At 71.4% G+C, this 14,755-nt stretch carries 12 protein-coding genes and 1 riboswitch; of the genes, 8 read left to right on the forward strand and 4 right to left on the reverse strand.

What is annotated here, in order from left to right:
- Window positions 1–7 precede the first annotated feature (7 nt).
- Both FBY35_RS28390 and FBY35_RS28395 read right to left on the reverse strand, forming a co-directional pair.
- A complete protein-coding gene (locus FBY35_RS28390; RefSeq protein ID WP_142216812.1) occupies window positions 8–241 on the reverse strand; it encodes a ferredoxin in 234 nt (77 codons plus the stop codon).
- On the reverse strand, window positions 241–1,701 hold the full coding sequence (locus FBY35_RS28395; RefSeq protein ID WP_142216813.1) for an aldehyde dehydrogenase: 1,461 nt from the start codon (window positions 1,699–1,701) through the stop codon (window positions 241–243). The genes FBY35_RS28390 and FBY35_RS28395 overlap by 1 nt, the downstream gene beginning before the upstream one ends.
- Before the next feature lie 107 nt (window positions 1,702–1,808).
- Here FBY35_RS28395 and FBY35_RS28400 point away from each other — a divergent pair, with 107 nt between their 5' ends.
- The 7 genes from FBY35_RS28400 to FBY35_RS28430 all read left to right on the forward strand — a co-directional run bounded on the left by FBY35_RS28400 (window position 1,809) and on the right by FBY35_RS28430 (window position 9,714).
- Window positions 1,809–2,846 carry an MBL fold metallo-hydrolase gene (locus FBY35_RS28400; protein ID WP_142216814.1) on the forward strand — a complete coding sequence of 346 codons (1,038 nt, stop codon included), beginning with the start codon at window positions 1,809–1,811 and terminating at the stop codon, window positions 2,844–2,846.
- 87 nt (window positions 2,847–2,933) lie between these two features.
- Window positions 2,934–3,068: riboswitch (cobalamin riboswitch) on the forward strand.
- Between the two features lie 111 nt (window positions 3,069–3,179).
- Window positions 3,180–4,397, forward strand: coding sequence for a prenyltransferase/squalene oxidase repeat-containing protein (locus FBY35_RS28405; protein WP_142216815.1), 1,218 nt, complete (start codon window positions 3,180–3,182; stop codon window positions 4,395–4,397).
- Window positions 4,397–5,047 (forward strand): SCO2322 family protein, encoded by a 651-nt coding sequence (locus FBY35_RS28410; protein WP_142216816.1) that lies wholly within the window; start codon window positions 4,397–4,399, stop codon window positions 5,045–5,047. The genes FBY35_RS28405 and FBY35_RS28410 overlap by 1 nt, the downstream gene beginning before the upstream one ends.
- 200 nt (window positions 5,048–5,247) lie before the next feature.
- Window positions 5,248–6,462, forward strand: coding sequence for an energy-coupling factor transporter transmembrane component T (locus FBY35_RS28415; RefSeq protein WP_399209018.1), 1,215 nt, complete (start codon window positions 5,248–5,250; stop codon window positions 6,460–6,462).
- Window positions 6,459–8,156 (forward strand): ABC transporter ATP-binding protein, encoded by a 1,698-nt coding sequence (locus FBY35_RS28420; RefSeq protein WP_142216817.1) that lies wholly within the window; start codon window positions 6,459–6,461, stop codon window positions 8,154–8,156. Before FBY35_RS28415 ends, FBY35_RS28420 begins: the two co-directional genes overlap by 4 nt.
- Window positions 8,120–8,974 carry an ECF transporter S component gene (locus FBY35_RS28425; protein WP_142216818.1) on the forward strand — a complete coding sequence of 285 codons (855 nt, stop codon included), beginning with the start codon at window positions 8,120–8,122 and terminating at the stop codon, window positions 8,972–8,974. The genes FBY35_RS28420 and FBY35_RS28425 overlap by 37 nt, the downstream gene beginning before the upstream one ends.
- 317 nt (window positions 8,975–9,291) lie before the next feature.
- Complete coding sequence (locus FBY35_RS28430) at window positions 9,292–9,714, forward strand: lytic transglycosylase domain-containing protein (protein ID WP_260848841.1); 423 nt, start codon at window positions 9,292–9,294, stop codon at window positions 9,712–9,714.
- A gap of 34 nt (window positions 9,715–9,748) precedes the next feature.
- Here FBY35_RS28430 and FBY35_RS28435 read toward each other — a convergent pair whose 3' ends face one another.
- Window positions 9,749–10,918, reverse strand: a complete 1,170-nt coding sequence (locus FBY35_RS28435; protein ID WP_142216819.1) for a steroid 3-ketoacyl-CoA thiolase — start codon at window positions 10,916–10,918, stop codon at window positions 9,749–9,751.
- 266 nt (window positions 10,919–11,184) lie between these two features.
- Here FBY35_RS28435 and FBY35_RS28440 point away from each other — a divergent pair, with 266 nt between their 5' ends.
- Entirely contained in the window at window positions 11,185–12,441 is a 1,257-nt protein-coding gene (locus tag FBY35_RS28440) for a cytochrome P450 (protein WP_313904713.1), read from the forward strand.
- A gap of 205 nt (window positions 12,442–12,646) precedes the next feature.
- Here FBY35_RS28440 and FBY35_RS28445 read toward each other — a convergent pair whose 3' ends face one another.
- Window positions 12,647–14,674, reverse strand: a complete 2,028-nt coding sequence (locus tag FBY35_RS28445; RefSeq protein WP_186357087.1) for a bifunctional glycosyltransferase 87/phosphatase PAP2 family protein — start codon at window positions 14,672–14,674, stop codon at window positions 12,647–12,649.
- Window positions 14,675–14,755 lie beyond the last annotated feature (81 nt).

Here is a 14,755-nt window from a genome sequence, read left to right on the forward strand (position 1 = left end):
TGCTGGGCTACTCCTCGGGCGGGAAGACCGGCTCCCCGCTCTCCAACAGCGTGATCGCGATCGCCTCGACCGGGCAGTTCTCCGCGGCCGCGAGGATCCGCTCATTGGCGTCGGTCTCCTCGGCCCGCGGATGCGACTGCCGCCCCGAGTCGAGCTTGAAGCCGTCCGGAGCGTGCCCCACGCACATGCCGGAGCCGATGCACACGCTCCGGTCGACGTCGACGTGCCAGCGGTCCCCCATCAGTTCTCTCCATGTCCGGCGGGCAGATGGATCATCTTGTGCTCCAGGTACTCGCCGTACCCCTCGGGCCCGAACTCCCGCCCCAGGCCCGAGTTCTTGTAGCCGCCGAACGGACCGAGCATGTCGAGACTGAACGTATTGATGTTGTACGTCCCGGTCCTGACCTGCCGCGCGAAGTCGATGCCGCGCTCGACGTCGGCCGTCCAGACGCTGCCGCTGAGCCCGTAGTCGGAGTCGTTCGCGATCTTCGCGGCCTCGCTCTCGTCGCCGTAGGGCAGCAGACAGATGACCGGCCCGAAGATCTCCTCGCGGGCGATGCGCATGGAGTTGTCGACCCCCCCGAAGAGGGTCGGCTCGACGTACCAGCCCTGTTCGAGACCGGCCGGCCGGCCGCCGCCGGTGAGGATCCTGGCGCCCTCCTCCTGGCCGATCCGGATGAAGTCGAGCGAGCGCTGCTGCTGACGGCGGGCCACGAGCGGCCCGACCTGGGTCGCCGGGTCGAGCGGGTCCCCCACCACCAGCGCGGAGGCGGCGGCAGCGAACGCCTCGGCGATCTCGTCGTAGCGACTGCGCGGCGCGAGGATACGGGTCTGGGCCACACACGCCTGCCCGTTGTTCATCCAGGCCGCGGGCACGATCCCGGCGACCGCCGACTCAAGATCCGCGTCCGGCAGGATCACGGCGGCCGACTTTCCGCCGAGTTCCAGGGTGACGCGGGTCAGATGGCGGGAGGCGACCTCCATGACCCGCTTGCCCGCGGTGACGGACCCGGTGAAGGACACCTTGTCGATCCCGGGGTGCCCGACCAGATACTCGCTCACCTCGCGGTCCGCGGGCAGGATCGACAGAACACCGTCCGGCAGTCCGGCCTCCTTGGCGATCTCCCCGAGGATGTACGAGTCGAGGGGCGACTCGGGCGACGGCTTGAGCACGACCGCACAACCGGCGAGCAGCGCGGGCCCGAGCTTGGCGGCGGCGGTGAACTGCGGCACGTTCCACGGCACGACGGCCGCGACGACCCCAACGGGCTCCCGCCGCACCAGAATCGGCCCGAGCACCCCGGCCCGCCGCTCCTCGTGCTCGTAACCGCGCGCGACGGTGATGGCCGCGTCCCAGACCATCATCGCGCCGAGCGCCTGCGCGAGCACGCTCCAGGAGTACGGGGAGCCGTTCTGCGAGCTGATGGACCGGGCGATCTCCTCGTGCCGTACGGCGATGGCGTCCTTGATCCGCGACACGACGCCGATCCGCTCCTCCAGGGCCATGCGCGGCCACGGCCCGTGATCAAACGCCTCCCGCGCGACGGCCACGGCACGGTCGACATCCGCCCGGGAGGCGTGGGGCACACGCCCGATGACCTGCTCGGTGTGCGGCGAGACGACCTCGATGGCGTCGCCGCCGATGGGATCGGTCAACTCCCCGCCGATGAACAGCTTTCCGTGTTCGACAAGCTCGGTCATGGCTGCTGCCTCCCGGGGGGCCGACGCTTCTGACGCAGTTTCAGAACTGATACCAGTTCTAGTTATAGTGAGCAATGGCCCTGCCGCCGACGAGAGATGAGAGCCTCATGACTCCGGTGATCGACCACGGCGGTGGCGTCTGGTCCATCGAGGTGCCCATCCCCGACAACCCCCTCGGCCACACCCTCGTCCACCTCCTCGACACCGACCGCGGACCCGTCCTCATCGACACCGGCTGGGACGACCCCGCCTCCTGGGACACCCTCGTCGCCGGGCTCGGCTCCCTCGGGGTCGGCGTCGGTGATGTTCACGGCGTCGTCATCACCCATCACCATCCCGACCACCACGGACTGTCCGGGCAGGTGCGTGAGGCGTCCGGGGCCTGGGTCGCGATGCATGCCGCCGACAGTGCCGTCGTGCGGCGGATCCGCGAGGCCGAACCCGAGGTCTGGCTCGACTACTTGACCGACAAGCTCACCAGAGCCGGTGCGCCCGACGAGCACACCCGCCCGCTGCGCGAGGCCCGCGCGTCGGGGCGGATGCGTACGCTGCCCGGACTGCGGGCCGCCCTGCCCGACCGGGAGATCGTGCCCGGTGAGCTGCTCGATCTGGCGGGGCGACGGCTACGCGCGATCTGGACGCCGGGGCACACGCCCGGACACGTCTGCCTGCACCTGGAGGAGGACCATCCCGCGAACCGGCCCGGGAACGGCAGGCTGTTCTCCGGCGACCATCTGCTGCCCGAGATCACCCCGCACATCGGCCTGTACGAGGACCCGGACGACGCCACCGTCGCCGACCCGCTCGGTGACTATCTCGACTCGCTGGAACGCATCGGGCGCCTCGCCCCTGCCGAAGTGCTCCCGGCGCACCAGTACGCCTTCCCCGACGCGGCCTCCCGCGTACGGGAATTGCTCGCCCACCACGAGGAGCGTCTGGCCGGGTTGCTCGCGCTGCTCGCCGAGCCGCTCACCCCGTGGCAGGTCGCCGAGCGCATGGAGTGGAATCGGCCCTGGGACCGGATTCCGTACGGGTCGCGGAACATCGCGGTCTCGGAGGCGGAGGCGCATCTGCGCAGGCTGGTGAAGCTGGGACGGGCCGAGGTGCGGACGGCCGGTGCCCCCACCTCGTACGTGGCGGTCTGACCGGGGTCGTCGCACCAGGCAGCCGCGCGCCGCGGACCTTTCCGCGCGGCCGTGCGCCGGGGGATGCGCCCCGTCGGGTGCTGGTGACCGCCGGGTACAGTGAGCGCGTCGTCATCACACCCGTACGGGGGAAAGCCGGTGCAAATCCGGCACTGACCCGCAACCGTGAGCCGCCGTCGCAGGCGGTGAGTCGGAATGCCCCGTACACACGTGTGACCGGCTCGCGCCACCGGCAGCCCGCCGGTGGCCGGCACCGTCGAGGAATACGGAGCCGGAGCCCCGGTGCCCGAGCGCGCCTGTGCCCGGCTCCCCAGTGGAGAGGCACCGCCCGCCATGACCGTTCGCCGCAGCGCAGCCGCGCTCGCCGCATCCGCCGTACTCTGCGTGGCCGCTGCCCCCGCTGCCGTCGCGGCGCCGACGCCGACGCCCCCGGTCCCCTCGGGTCTGTACGGCACCGGCGACCCGACCTATGACGGCGTCTGGCGGCAGTCGCTCGCCCTGCTCGCGCAGGACACCGTGGGCGTGCGGCCCGCGGCGAAGGCGGTCGACTGGCTGACCGGACAGCAGTGCGACGGCGGGGCCTTCCCCTCGTACCGCGCGGACACGGCCAAGCCGTGCGACGCCAAGCTGCCGCTGGACTCCAACGCCACCGCGGCCGCGGTGCAGGCTCTCGCGGCGCTCGGCGGGCAGGACGCCGCCGTGAAGAAGTCGGTGGGCTGGCTGAAGTCCGTACAGAACGCGGACGGCGGCTGGAGCTACAACCCCGGCGGGGCCAGCGACGCGAACTCCACGTCGATCGTGATCGGCGCACTGGCGGCGGCGGGCGAGAAGCCGGAAGGGGTGAAGTCGAAGGGTGGCAAGACCCCGTACGACGCGCTGCTGACGTTCGCGCAGCCGTGCGGCGGGAAGAACGGCGGCGCGTTCGTCTACCAGCCGAAGCAGCCGGGAATCGTCGCGGACTCGACCGCGGCGGCGGTCCTCGGGGCGCACGGCATGACGTTCGTCGCCACCGCAGGCGCGAGGGACGCGAAGGGGACGGTCTGCGAGACGTCGTCGACGACGGTCGAGGGTGCCGCGCACAACGGCGCGGCCTACCTGGCGAACGCGCTCGCCAAGACCGGCCACCTCAACACTCCCCCGATGCCGGGCTCCGAGGACCCTGCCGAGAAGCCGGACTTCGGGAACACGGCGGACGCGGTCGTGGCGCTCAGCGCGCAGGGCCTGGGCGACCAGGCGAAGCAGCCGCTTCAGTGGCTGGAAAAGAACTCCGCGGCGTGGGCGAAGGGCGCGGGTCCGGCGGCGTACGCACAGCTGATCTTCGCGGCTCACGCGGCCGGTGGGGACCCGAAGACCTTCGGGGGTACGGACCTGGTGGCGGGCCTGAACGCGACGGGCCCCGCGCCTCAGAAGGCCGCGGTGGCCGAGACGAAGGCCCCCGCCGCCGACTCCGACTCCGACATGTCTGCCTGGTGGATCGTCGGCGTCTTCTTCGTCGCGAGCATAGGCGTCGGCATCCTGATCAGCGGCCGCCGGAAGAACCAGCAGCGCTGATGCGTACGCGACTTCTCTCCCTGGTCCTCGCGCTCGGCGCCGCGCTGACAGTGCTGGGCGCGGGGCCGGCGCAGGCGGCCGGGTACCGCTACTGGTCGTTCTGGCAGAGCAGTGGCGACACCTGGACCTACGCCACCGAGGGCCCGGCCACGGCTCGGCCCGAGGACGGCGCGGTGAACGGCTTCCGCTTCTCGGTGAGCGAGGACGGCGCGGACTCGGCACGGCCGCGCAGGGCGCCCGACTTCGCGGCGATCTGCGCCGGTACGCCCGCGAAGGCGGACGCCAAGCGGATCGCCCTCGTCATCGACTCCGGCACCCCGGCGGACGCCCCGTCGGGTGAGACGCCGCACACGCTGAGGGTGGCGTGCGCGCAGGTGCCGAAGGACGCGACGAGCGCGGAAGCGCTGGCGTCGGTGGCGAAGCCGCTGCGCTACAACAGCGAGGCGCTGCTGTGCGCGATCTCGGGCTACCCGAAGACGGGCTGCGGCGAACAGGTCGCACCGTCCGAGCCGAAGTCGTCCGCATCACCGAAGCCTTCGGCGGGCGGCAAGGACGATGGCGGCCCGTCGGTCGGCGTCGTCGCGGGCATCGCGGCGGTGGCAGCGCTGGGAGCGGCGGCGGTGTGGCAGTCCCGTCGCCGAAGGCGATGACGACGACCCCCGGCCTGCGGCCGGGCTCGCACCCGGGTTCGTGGTGGACGTCTGCCAGGGGGCGTTGGTGGTTGCTGCCGGTAGTGGGTCTCGCGGGCGAACCCCCGCGCACGCAGCCCCACGGCAGGGGAAGGGGCCGTGAAGGGTCGTCCCCGCAGGCGATTGGCGGCCAAGACCGGGTACTCAACGCGGACGCCTCATTGCCGCCGACGCCGAGGAGTCGAGCCCGTAAGGGGCCCGGATCCCGCACCCTACGGTCGGCCCGCACCGCGGACGCCGAACCCCGCCACCCCCGCCGGCCGAGGCTCCGCGCGCCCGAGGCCGACCGCAGCAACGCCCTGCATGCCGGGGCATGGTGGCTCTGGGCCCTCGGGCTGGCCGTCGCCGCGTCGCGGACCACCAATCCGCTGCTCCTCGGGCTCATCGTCGGTGTCGCCGGATACGTCGTCGCCGCGCGCCGTACCGACGCGCCCTGGGCCCGCTCCTACGGCGCCTTCGTCAAGCTCGGCCTTGTCGTCATCGCCGTCCGCGTCCTGTTCTCCGTCGTCCTCGGATCGCCGATCCCCGGTACGCACACCCTCCTCACCCTGCCCGAAGTCCCCCTCCCCGACTGGGCGAAGGGCATCCGCGTCGGCGGCCGGGTCTCGGCGGAGCAGCTGGTCTTCGCGCTGTACGACGGCGCGAAGCTCGCCACCCTCCTCATCTGCGTCGGCGCGGCCAACGCCCTCGCCAACCCCGCGCGCCTCCTCAAGTCCCTTCCGGGCGCGCTGTACGAGGCCGGTGTCGCCGTCGTCGTCGCCATGACCTTCGCGCCGAACATGGTCGCCGACATCGTGCGCCTGCGCACCGCCCGCCGACTGCGCGGACGCCCCACCGGCGGCATCAAGGCACTCGTTCAGATCGGGCTGCCCGTCCTGGAGGGCGCGCTGGAGCGCTCCGTCGCCGTCGCCGCGTCGATGGACGCGCGCGGATACGGGCGCAGTGCCCAGGTTCCGCCCGCCGTCCGGCACACCACCACCGCCCTCACCCTCGGCGGACTCCTCGGCGTCTGTGCCGGTTCGTACGGCTTGCTCGACCCGACGAGCCTCGCCTACGGGGTGCCCCTGCTGGTCGCAGGGCTCGCGGCGGCGGCGGGTGGCCTCTGGCTCGGCGGCCGCCGTTCCGTACGCACCCGCTACCGCCCCGACCGCTGGGGGCTGCGGGCCTGGCTGGTCGCCGGTTCCGGCGCGGCGGTCGCGTTGCTGATGATCCGGGCGAACGCGTACGACCCCGAGGCACTGCACCCCGGCGTCGTACCGCTGACCGCGCCCACGCTCCCCCTGTGGCCCGCGATGGGCATCATGATCGGCCTGCTGCCCGCCTTCGTCGCTCCCGCCCCCGCGCAACCCTCGCAGCTCTCGCAGGAGAAACCGTGATCCGCTTCGAAGATGTGTCGGTGACCTACGGCGACGCGGACGCGCCGGCAGTCCGGGGCGTCGATCTGACCGTCCCCGAGGGCGAGTTGGTGCTGCTCGTCGGCCCGTCCGGCGTCGGCAAGTCGACCCTTCTGGGCGCCGTGTCCGGGCTCGTCCCGCACTTCACCGGCGGCACACTGCGCGGGCGCGTCACCGTCGGCGGCCGCGACACCCGCACCCACAAGCCCCGCGAACTCGCCGACCTCGTCGGCACGGTGGGCCAGGACCCGCTCGCCCACTTCGTCACCGACACGGTCGAGGACGAGCTGGCCTACGGGATGGAGTCGCTCGGTCTCGCGCCGGAGGTGATGCGCCGACGTGTCGAGGAGACGCTGGACCTTCTCGGACTGGCCGAACTGCGCAGCCGGCCGATCGCGACGCTGTCCGGCGGCCAGCAGCAGCGGGTCGCCATCGGCTCGGTGCTGACCCCGCATCCCAGTGTGCTGGTCCTCGACGAGCCGACGTCGGCGCTGGACCCGGCGGCGGCGGAGGAGGTGCTGGCGGTGCTGCAGCGGCTCGTCCACGACCTCGGTACGACTGTGCTGATGGCCGAGCACCGGCTGGAGCGGGTGGTGCAGTACGCGGACCAGCTCATCCTGCTGCCCGCGGCGGGCGAGGCACCGGTCGTGGGGACACCGGCCGGCATCATGGCCGTCTCCCCCGTCCACCCCCCGGTGGTGGGCCTGGGCCGCCTGGCGGGGTGGGATCCGCTGCCGTTGTCGGTACGGGATGCGAGGCGGCGGGCGGCGGGCCTGCGGGAGCGCCTGGAGGGTTCATTCCCTCGCCCCGCCCCTCCCCGTAGCCGTGGCTCCGCCCCAGACCCGGCCGGGGCTCGGCCCCGAATCCCGCTTCTCAAGCGCCCAAGGGCCTGGATTTCCCGGCCGGCCCCTGAGGGCACCCGGGGCGGCCCGCTCGCGCACGCCACCGCCCTCACCGTCCGCCGTGACCGAGTCGAAGCTCTGCGTGATGTCGGTCTCACCGTCGGCTCAGGCGAGGCCGTCGCGCTCATGGGACGCAACGGCGCAGGGAAGTCCACTCTCCTCGCCGCCCTCGTCGGCATGATCGAGCCCACCTCCGGCACCGTCCTGGTCGGCGGGCACACGCCCCACCGCACCCACCCGCGCGAGATGGTCCGCCGCGTCGGTCTCGTACCGCAGGAGCCGCGCGATCTGCTGTACGCGGACACCGTGGGCGCCGAGTGTGCGGCCGCAGACGCGGACGCGGGCGCGGCGCCCGGCACCTGCCGTGACCTGGTGGGTGAGTTGCTTCCCGGTGTGGCGGACGCCGCCCACCCCCGCGACCTGTCCGAGGGGCAGCGCCTCGCGCTCGCGCTGGCCGTCGTCCTGACCGGCAGGCCCCCACTGCTGTTGCTCGACGAGCCGACCCGTGGCCTGGACTACGCGGCGAAGGCTCGTCTGGTCGCCGTGCTGAAGGGCCTCGCCGCCGAGGGCCACGCCATCGTCCTGGCCACCCATGACGTGGAGCTGGCCGCCGAGCTCGCGCACCGCGTGGTGATCCTGGCCGACGGCGAGGTCGTGGCGGACGGCCCGACCGCCGATGTCGTCGTGTCCTCGCCCGCCTTCGCGCCGCAGGTCGCCAAGATTCTGGCTCCTCAGCCGTGGCTGACCGTCACCCAGGTCGAGGAGGCCCTGTGAGCGCCCCCGCGATCAGGCTCGGCCCGCGTTCCGTCGCCGCCCTCGCCCTGATCGGCGGTATCGGTGTGATCGCCTTCGGCTGGCCGCTGCTCGCCGACGCCGATTCCGGGCTGGCCCACTCCGCCGACGCCCCGTGGCTCTTCGCCGCGCTGCTGCCGCTGCTCGTGGCGGTCGTCGTGGCGACCATCGCCGACACCGGTATGGACGCCAAGGCGGTGGCGATGCTGGGCGTGCTGGCGGCGGTCGGCGCCGCGCTGCGGCCCCTGGGCGCGGGCACGGCGGGCCTGGAGCCCATGTTCTTCCTGATGGTGCTGAGCGGCCGGGTCCTCGGCCCGGGCTTCGGATTCGTCCTCGGCTCGGTGACGATGTTCGCGTCCGCCCTGCTCACGGGCGGTGTGGGCCCCTGGATGCCGTTCCAGATGCTGTCGATGGGCTGGTTCACGATGGGCGCCGGGCTCCTGCCGGGCCCGGACCGTCTGCGCGGCCGGGCCGAGCTGGCGATGCTCGGGCTCTACGGGGCACTCGCCGCGTTCGCCTATGGCACGGTGATGAACCTGCAGGGCTGGACGTACATCGGCGGCCTGTCCTCCGGGGTCTCCTTCCACCCCGGCGATCCCGTCCACGAGAACCTGGTCCGCTTCCTCACCTACTGCGCCGCGACCTCCTTCGGCTGGGACCTGGGGCGCGCGGCTCTCACCGTCGTACTCACCCTCACCATCGGCTCCACCGTCCTCAAGGCACTGCGCCGTGCCACGCGACGCGCCAATTTCGAGGCGCAGGTCACATTCGAGGCCCCCGGAAGGGTCCCTCCGGGGTGAGCCGCCCCACACGGCCCAGGTCCCGTACTAGGCGGATCAGGAGTCTCCCGACACCCCGGACAAACCCTCCCTTTGCGTCCGTGGCCTGTGCGAACGCTCCCCGTCAAGCCCCCCTGCCGTTTCGGCACGGGTGCGACCTCCACTAGTAACAACGCTCGTTGCCAGGAGCTGAACCCGTCGCTAGAACTGTTCAGGTCGCAAGGCGCCGACGGGCTCCACAGAGCCGGATCGCGCCACCGGGCGGCCGGAATCCCCTCGCAGACACGAGAGTCCGGCATGCCCGCGCGACCGCCCTGTTCCCGACGTCAGGAGTCTTTGTGTCCCGCTCGATCATCCGCCGCATCGCCGACCGTCCGAAGACCGCCCTGGTCGGCTCCGCGCTCGTGGTGAGCTCCGCCGCCATGGTGCTGGGCGCCAACCCGGCCTCGGCCGCCGCCGCTCCCGCGCAGACGGGGTCCGCGCGGGCGATCGCGCAGCAGATGATCAAGGACGACGGCCAGTTCCAGTGCTTCAGCAACATCGTGTCGCACGAGAGCGGCTGGGACGCCAACGCCTCCAACCCGTCCTCCGGCGCGTACGGCCTGGTCCAGGCACTGCCGGGCAGCAAGATGGCCTCCGCAGGCACGGACTGGAAGACCAACCCCGCGACGCAGATCAAGTGGGGCCTGGACTACATGAACGACCGCTACGGCAGCCCGTGCGGCGCCTGGTCCGCATGGCAGTCCCAGGGCTGGTACTGAGCCCTGTCCGCCGGGCGGAGCCAGGCGCGGACAGCTACAGGCGCTGAATGATCGTGCCGGTCGCCAGCGCACCTCCCGCGCACATCGTGACCAGAGCGAACTCCTTGTCCCTGCGCTCCAGTTCATGCAGGACCGTCGTGATCAGCCGCGCCCCCGTCGCCCCCACCGGGTGCCCGAGGGCGATCCCGCCGCCGTTGACATTGACCTTCTCCAGGTCCTGCTCGAAGACCTGAGCCCAGCTCAGCACGACTGACGCGAAGGCCTCGTTGACCTCCACCAGGTCGATGTCCCTGAGCGACATCCCCGCCTTGCCGAGCACCGCCCGCGTCGCGTCGACGGGGCCGTCCAGGTGGTAGTGCGGGTCCGCGCCGACCAGTGCCTGCGCGACGATCCGCGCGCGCGGCTTGAGCTTCAGCGCGCGGGCCATCCGCTTCGACGCCCACATGATCGCCGCCGCGCCGTCCGAGATCTGTGAGGAGTTGCCCGCCGTGTGCACGGCGGTCGGCATGACGGGCTTCAGTCCGGCCAGTGCCTCCATGCTGGTGTCCCGCAGCCCCTCGTCGCGGTCGACGAGGCGCCACATGCCCTGCCCTGCGGCCTGTTCCTCCTCGGTCGTCGGCACCTGCACGGCGAACGTCTCGCGTTTGAAGCGCTCCTCGGCCCAGGCGACGGCCGCCCGCTCCTGGGACAACAGCCCCAGGGAGTCCACCCGTTCGCGGGTGAGTCCGCGACGGCGCGCGATGCGTTCGGCGGCCTCGAACTGGTTGGGCAGGTCGACGTTCCACTCGTCGGGGAAGGGCTTTCCGGGCCCGTGCTTGGACCCGCTCCCCAGCGGCACCCGCGACATCGCCTCGACGCCGCAGCTGATGCCGATGTCGATGACGCCGGCCGAGATCATGTTGGCGACCATGTGGCTGGCCTGCTGCGAGGATCCGCACTGGCAGTCCACGGTCGTCGCCGCGGTCTCGTACGGAAGCCCCATCGCCAGCCAGGCGTTGCGGGCGGGGTTCATGGACTGTTCGCCGGCGTGGGTGACGGTGCCGCCCACCACCTGCTCGACGCAGTCGGCGTGGATGCCGGTGCGGCCGAGGAGTTCGCGGTAGGTCTCGCCCAGGAGGTAGGCGGGATGGAGGTTGGCGAGCGCGCCCTGGCGCTTGCCGATCGGAGTGCGTACTGCTTCGACGATGACGGGTTCCGCGGCCATGAGCTCGTCCTCTCCTCACACAGCCGCCGGGCGTCCCGGCGCCCCACGGCTGGAACTAGTACGCGTTCTAGTTCCCCGTGCAGTCTGATGAGAGTTACCCCCGGTACGCAAGACTCTTGCACGCCACTGCTGCGAGTACCGGCGGCAACAGTTCCCGCCACGACCCTTGCCACTTGTAGAACTCGTTACTACCTTTCGGTCAACTTCTGATGGGTCGTCAGAGAAATCCGTGTTCGCTGACACCGCCGCCAGACCTGGAGTTGACCTTGAAGCTGCCGAAGGACTGCCCCCATCTGCCCGAAGGGTTCGACTTCACCGATCCCGATCTGCTCCAAGCCCGCATTCCCCACCCGGAGTTCGCCGAGATGCGGCAGACCGCCCCGGTCTGGTGGTGCACGCAGCCGGCCGGCATCTCCGGCTTCCAGGACGAGGGCTACTGGGTCGTTACCCGGCACGCCGACGTCAAGCACGTCTCCACACATCCCGAACTGTTCTCCTCCAACACCAACACGGCCGTCATCCGCTTCAACGAGTCCATCAGCCGCGACCAGATCGAGGTCCAGAAGCTGATCATGCTCAATATGGACCCGCCGGAGCACACCCGCGTACGCCAGATCGTCCAGCGCGGCTTCACCCCGCGGGCGGTCCGCTCCCTGGAACAGGCCCTGCGCAGTCGCGCCCGCACCATCGTCGAGACCGCGCCGGCAGGCGCGAAGGACGACGGCAGCTTCGACTTCGTCACCAATATCGCCGCCGAACTCCCGCTCCAGGCGATCGCCGAGCTCATCGGCGTACCGCAGGAGGACCGCGCCAAGATCTTCGACTGGTCCAACAAGATGGCGGCCTACGACGATCCCGAGTACGCGATCACCGAGGAGATCGGCGCCGAGGCGGCGATGGAGATCGTCTCGTACTCGATGAACCTCGCCGCGGCCCGCAAGGAGTGTCCGGCCAAGGACATCGTCAGCCAGTTGGTCGCCGCGGAGGACGAAGGCAACCTCTCCAACGACGAGTTCGGCTTCTTTGTGATCCTGCTGGCGGTGGCCGGCAATGAGACGACGCGCAATGCCATCAGCCACGGCATGCACGCCTTCCTCACCCACCCCGAGCAGTGGGAGCTCTACAAGCGCGAACGCCCCGAGACCGCCGCCGAGGAGATCGTGCGCTGGGCGACACCCGTCGTCTCCTTCCAGCGCACCGCCACCCAGGATCTCGAACTGGGCGGAGCGCAGATCAAGAAGGGCGACCGGGTCGGGCTCTTCTACTCGTCGGCCAACAACGACCCCGAAGTCTTCGACGTTCCCGGGCAGTTCGACATCACCCGCGACCCGAACCCGCACCTCGGCTTCGGCGGCGGAGGCCCGCACTTCTGCCTCGGCAAGTCCCTCGCCGTCATGGAGATCAACCTGATCTTCAACGCCATAGCGGACGTTCTGCCCGGACTGCGCCTGGCGGGCGACCCCCGCCGGCTGCGCTCGGCCTGGCTCAACGGCATCAAGGAGCTCCAGGTCAGCCACGGCTGACGCGCCTGGGGCGCGCCCCAGGCGCGGGAGGCAGGGGCTCCGATCCCACGCCCCGCCCCTGCCTCCCGCCACAACGCCCTGGCGCAGCCGCTCCGTCCCCGAGTGGCGAAACCGGCGCCGTGGGCGGATCCTGGCAAGAACGCGACGATCCACCCCAAGGGGTACGGGACTTCCCGTGCTCCCTGGGGCCACGCGTCTTCGCGTACTACTTCGGTGCGGCCGCGACCGGCTCTTCCGGCTGCGCGGCGGCGTCGGCCCTCGCGCGCGGCAGTGCGCCTCCCGGAAGCCTCAGCTGCCGGCGTCCGGCCAGCAGATACGTCAGGCCGAAGCCCGCGCCGACGACCGCGGCGCCGCCCGCCGCGTCCAGAACCCAGTGGTTCGCCGTGGCGACGATCGCACAGACGGTGAACAGCGGGTGGAGCAGGCCGAGCAGCTTCATCCACAGCTTGGGCGCGAGGACGACGATGACGAGCCCGCACCACAGCGACCAGCCGAAGTGCAGCGAGGGCATCGCCGCGTACTGGTTGGTGACCGCGGTCATCGCCCCGTAGTCCGGGTTGGCCAGGTCCTGCGGGCCGTGGACCGTGTCGACGAAGTCCATGCCGGGCATCAGGCGCGGCGGGGCCAGCGGGTAGAGCCAGAAGCCGAGCAGCGCGAGAAGCGTGGCGAAGGCGAGGGAGGCGCGCGCCCAGCGGTAGTCGGCGGGGCGGCGGGCGTACAGGACACCGAGGATGGTCAGCGGCACCACGAAGTGGAAGGACGTGTAGTAGAAGTTGAAGAAGGTCTCGGCCCACTTCGTGTCCAGCACCGCGTGGTTGATCCAGTGCTCGATGTCGATGTGGAGCGCCCGCTCGATGCCGGCGATCTGGCGGCCGTGCTCCTCGGCCGATGCGACGCCGCCCGTCGCGGCGGCGCGGATGTGCGAGTACGCGGAGTAGCCAACCCGGATCACCAGGAGTTCGAGCAGCAGGTTGGGGCGGCTGATCACCCGCCGCCAGTAGGGCAGCAGAGGCACCCGGCTCCAGTGGGCGGGCGCCGGGATCGCGTACTGGGTCGGGACGGGCCTGCGGAAGTGCGGCGAGGTGCGCGGCAGGAACGGCACGGCGCATGCCGCGGCGAGCGCCGCTGCCAGCAGGACGTTGTCGCGTACGGGTTGGAGCACCGGCATGTTGGGCAGCAGCATCGTCCCGGGAAGGGTCATCGCCATGATGATCAGGACCGGCCACAGCATGCGGTCGGACGCGCGCTTGCCGACGCGGCCGACGACGGCGAGCAGCACCCACAGGAGCTGGTGCTGCCAGGCGGTGGGCGAGACGGCGACGGCCACGCAGCCCGTCAGGGCGACGGCGAGAAGCAACTGGCCGTCCTGGGCGTAGCGGACGGCGCGGCGCAGGCCTACGAAGGAGACGGCGGCGGCGAGCGCGACCCAGACGGCGATTTCGAGGGGGCCCTCCAGGCCGAAGCGGAGGAGGGCTCCGTGGAGGGACTGGTTGGCGAGGCTGTCCGGGCGGGCGCCGAGCCCGGCGCCCGCGACATGGTGGACCCAGTACGTCCACGAGTCGCTGGGCAGCATGGCCCAGGCGAGCCCCGAGCACAGCACGAAGGTTCCGGCCGAGGTGACGGCGGTGCGTCTGCGTCCGGTGAACCACAGCAGGGGCGCGAAGAGCAGGACGGTGGGCTGCAGGGCGGCGCCGACACCGATCAGTACGCCGGAGGTTCTCTCGTCGCGGGCGGCGAAGCAGCCGAGCAGCACCAGCAGGACCGGGATGATGCTGGTCTGCCCCAGATAGAAGCTGTTGCGTACGGGCAGCGACAGCATCAGCAGGCTGATGGCGACAGGAGCGGCGAGCACCGTGCTTCGGCGCGACACGGGGCCCGGCAGCGCGCGGGCCACGACCAGGCCGATGCCGACGACCAGCAGAAGCGTGCCGAAGGTCCATGCGACGCCGAGGCTCTGCTCGGCGGAGCGTGCGAGGGGTTTGAGCACCAGCCCGGCGAAGGGCGTGCCGGTGAACTTGTCGGTGTCGTAGAGCGAGCCCTTCAGATGCAGGACACCGTTCTCGCCGATCCAGGTCTCCAGGTCGGTGAGCCGCTCACCCGGCGGTTGCCTGAGCACTGCTGCCGTCTGCCGTATCGCGAGTACGGCGGCTACGAGCCACAGGGCGGCCCTGGCCGCGCCCATCTTCGAGTCCGTGGTCGTACTCCCGTGCACACTGTGCTCCGCGTTCGCCACGTCGCGCCGAGCCTCCCCTGTGTTGTGTCGTCCGTCCAGGATCAGTCCGTCCCGGATTTGCGATCCATAGAGGGTCGCACT

The sequence above is a fragment of the Streptomyces sp. SLBN-118 genome, from assembly GCF_006715635.1.
Classification (GTDB): domain Bacteria; phylum Actinomycetota; class Actinomycetes; order Streptomycetales; family Streptomycetaceae; genus Streptomyces.